The sequence below is a fragment of the Actinomyces sp. oral taxon 849 str. F0330 genome (assembly GCF_000239715.1).
GTDB classification, from domain to species: domain Bacteria; phylum Actinomycetota; class Actinomycetes; order Actinomycetales; family Actinomycetaceae; genus Actinomyces; species Actinomyces johnsonii.
This window is the reverse complement of record NZ_JH470354.1, coordinates 143,527-147,537: the sequence shown is the minus strand read 5'-3', so window position 1 is coordinate 147,537 and position 4,011 is coordinate 143,527. Positions and strand designations below refer to the sequence as shown.

The 4,011-nt window shown below is 61.4% G+C and carries 3 protein-coding genes; all 3 read left to right on the top strand.

What is annotated here, in order from left to right:
- Nucleotides 1-245: tetratricopeptide repeat protein (locus tag HMPREF0975_RS10090; RefSeq protein WP_009234061.1), on the top strand; the 245-nt coding region annotated here is incomplete at its 5' end.
- 42 nt (nucleotides 246-287) lie between these two features.
- Entirely contained in the window at nucleotides 288-3,398 is a 3,111-nt protein-coding gene (fxsT, locus tag HMPREF0975_RS10085; protein WP_009234060.1) for an FxSxx-COOH system tetratricopeptide repeat protein, read from the top strand.
- A 51-nt stretch (nucleotides 3,399-3,449) separates the two neighbouring features.
- A partial coding sequence (locus tag HMPREF0975_RS10080; RefSeq protein ID WP_009234059.1) for a metallophosphoesterase family protein occupies nucleotides 3,450-4,011 on the top strand: 562 nt, incomplete at its 3' end.

Sequence of the window (4,011 nt, the reverse complement as noted above, 5' to 3'; positions counted from 1 at the left end):
GCACACGTATCCTGGGACCCCACCACCCCGACACCCTCATCTCACGCAACAACCTCGCCGGCGCCTACCAGGCTGCCGGCAGACTCGACGACGCCATCACCCTGCACGAACAGACCCTCACCGACAGCACCCGCATCCTGGGACCCCACCACCCCAACACCCTCATCTCACGCAACAACCTCGCCAATGCCTACCTTGCCGCGGGGAGATCCGAGGAGGCGAAGAAGCTCTTCGGGACGCCGTGAGAATTCTGTTTCGGCACCGCTGACCGCTTGTACGATAGCGACATGGCCGATCCCCTCTCCCTCGCTGTCCTGTCTGCCAGCATCGCCGGGCTGCTCATGCGCGGGGCTGCTGTGGCCGTCGATCCTTCGTGGGGCAGCGCGGCGTCGCTGCCAGGCGAGGCCCTCAACGCATGGCGCAGCCTGAAACGTCTGCAACAGGGGCGAGGTGGACAGGAGAATCCGCTGAAGGCGTCCATCAAGGCCCGACTTCAGAAGCAGGTGGATGCCGCCAGCGAACGCTACAAGCGGACCGGAGCCACTCAATCCGCCCTGGCCGGGGCCGTCACCGAGATGGAGGTGACACTCAAGGAGCTCAGCGGGGACGACGCCGCAGTCCTGGAGGCAGTGCGGTTCCCGGACAACTTCGAGACCTACCTCCGACGGCGTACGGCCGGGCACCGCCGAAACGTCGACGCGGCAGCCGAACCCTTCTTCGATGACCTGACCCGCATCGTCGCCGAAGAGTTCATCTATCAAGCACCGGGATCACAAGCCTTCGACATCGCCGCACGCAAGCAGCTGCTCGCAGGACAGGAACGACTAGACGCCGGGATAGCACGGCTGTTAGACCAGCACACGAAGACTCACGAGAGCCTGGATAAGATCGTCGACACGATCAACAACACTCGAAATACGCTCTCTCAATCGCAAACCACCCCTAAACGGATTCACTTCGGCAGCCGCCCTACAGTGACCACCAACTTCGTTTCACGGGCAGGTCAGGACCAGTTCTTCAATGCCATCATCACTCGCGCCGAACCAAAAACAGTCCTGACCGGAATGCGAGGCACCGGTAAGACTCAACTGGCTGCCGCAATCGCCACCAAATGCGAGAAAGAGGACTGGCCCCTAGTTGCGTGGATCAATGCAGCCTCACGTAAGGAGGTTGTTGCCGACCTCTATGAGCTTGCCATACGAATCAGCACCGACACCCCAAAAAATACGCCTCCGGACACTGCCATACGGCGCTGCCTGGACGCGATGAGTTCAGCGGATACAGCCGACCGCCTCTTCATCTTCGACAACGTCGAAAATCTCGACGATCTCAAGGGACTCATCCCCCACGGAGACGGAATCCGAGTCATTATTACTACCACACGCCACCTCGACTGGGATAGCCTGGACTGGTCACCTATCGAGGTAGGTACATTCCAACGCGATCAATCGATCGATCTTCTCTGTGAACGTACTGGCGATACCAACCGTGACGCAGCAGATCAGATCGCGGAGGCGCTCGGCGACCTACCCGTTGCCGTGACCCAGGCCGCCGCAACAGCCCGTAACGAGAGATACGCCCTCTCCGAATACCTCGACAGGCTAAATGACCTCCCATTGTCGACCACCATCGAAAAACGAGAGGGTGGCAGCTACCCCGAAACCGTCAGCACCGCCTTGTGGCTAGCATGCAAGACAACAACAGAAATCATCAAGAGAAAGAGCCCCACACAGGGACGATTGGCAATTCAGCAGTTAAGCGCACTGTCACTACTCGCCGCCCCAGGCGTGCCGATCCGCTGGCTGGAGCACAACACCGACCGAGAGAGCGCCAAGAAGGCGCTCAGCGCACTATTCAATTCCTCAATATGTCAGACCTCGACAGACAATAGAAAGGCATTAATTCACCGACTTCAGGGGCGCGCCTTCAGAGAGAATCACCTAACCAATGAGGCAGAGAAAGACTCCGCCCTCGCCTCGACAGTCTGGATTCTGGAGAACAGAAGCACACACACTCCAGACAACCCCTCTAAAGAGCGAGAGGAAGTGTGCGACCTCATTGAACAGTTGGGTGCTGTCGCGTCACAGGATTATTCACAGCCTTTATTTACTAAACCCACCATCGCCACAATACTCGCAAGAATACTACAAAAAGCCTTACAATTCGGAATGCACCAGACTGCGCTCACCCTCGTTAATTCGGTTGCGAAGGCAAGTGACGCTTTGGGTGTAGATCACCCCGACATCCTTAGCTCGCGAAACAGTCTCGCTAACGCATACCTGCTAGAAGGTCAGATCGAGAAGGCCATCGCCCTACTCGAGCAGAACCTCAAACATTCCCAGACAACTCCTGCCACCACTCAGCACGACATCCAGGCACCACGAAATCAATCCATGAGCACCTTTCGAGCCGCTGACAGGATCGACAAGGTCGTTCCCCCTCGCCAGCAGACTCAGAAAAGCCATTCCCACCCCCTGAGCCCGGACCACTCCGAAATCGTGGCCTCACGCAACAACCTTGCCGGCGCCTATCGGGAGGCTGGCAGGCTCGAGAAGGCCATCACCCTATACCAGCAGAACCTCGCTGATACCGACTACTTCCTGGGTCCCAACCACCCTCATACTCTCGCTACACGCAACAACCTCGCCGGCGCCTACCAGGACGCCGGCAGACTCCACGAAGCCATCACCCTGTACGAACAGAACCTCAAAGACCGCACACTTCTCTTAGGACCCAACCACCCCGAGACCCTCGCCACACGCAACAACCTCGCCAGTGCTTTGAGGGAGGCTGGCAGGCTCGACGAGGCCATCACCCTGTACGAACAAACCCTCGAAGACCGCACCCGCATCCTGGGACCCAACCACCCCGACACTCTCGCCTCACGCAACAACCTCGCCAACGCCTACCAAGACGCCGGCAGACTCCACGAAGCCATCAAGCAATACGAGCAGACACTCGAAGACAGCACCCACATCAGCAAATCTAACCATCCCGCCACCCTCACCTCACGCAACAACCTCGCCAGCGCCTACCTGGAGACAGGCAGGCTCGACGAGGCCATCACCCTGCACAAGCAGAACCTCAAAGATTCCACCCGCATCCTGGGACCCAACCACCCCGACACTCTCGCCTCACGTCACAACCTCGCCAGCGCCTACTGGCACGCGGGCAGGCTCGACGAGGCCATCACCCTGCTCGAGCAGACCCTCAAGGACTTCGAGAACCTCCTTGGCCCCAACCACCCCCTTACCCTCACTACACAGGACAACCTCGCCAGCGCCTATCGCGCCGCAGGTCGAGCTGAAGAGGCGGAGAAACTCTTCGAGACGCCGCCGGGCTCAGAGGACGAGCAGGACGGCACCGAGGAGGACCTGGACCAGGAAGCCGGCGACTGACCGCCACAGGGTGCCGTCATTGATGTCGGTGGGCTGTGAGACAGTGTCCGCATGCGGATCCTCCACACCTCCGACTGGCACCTGGGGCGCACCTTCCACGGGCGCGTGCTCGATGACGCGCACGCCGCCTTCGCCGACCACCTCGTCGAGCTCGTCGCCGCCGAGTCAGTCGATGCTGTCCTCGTCGCCGGGGACGTCTACGACCGCGCCATCCCGCCCAACGACGCCGTCGCCCTCCTGGACGAGACGCTGCGCCGCCTGACCGAGCGCACCCGGGTGGTCCTCACCCCCGGCAACCACGACTCCGCCCGCCGCCTCGGCTTCGCCGCCGACCTCATGCGCGAGGGCCTCATCATCCGGGCCCGCACCGCCGGCCTCGACCGCGGCATCATCCTGCCCGACGCCGATGGCGACGAGGCCGCCATCGTCCACGCCCTGCCCTACCTCGACCCCGACGCCGCCCGCGAGATCCTCCCTCCCCTCCTCGCCGAACGCCTCGGCGAAGAGACCCCCGCTAAGCACACAGCCGGAAAGAACCAGGACGAGAGCAGGGATACCGCCTCCCAGCCCGGCCCGCCGGAGCGCCCACGCCTGCCCCGCTCCCACGAGGCCG

Coding starts and splice junctions, on each gene's coding strand:
- fxsT (WP_009234060.1), top strand. CDS start 288: ATGGCCGATCCCCTCTCCCTCGCTGTCCTGTCTGCCAGCATCGCCGGG.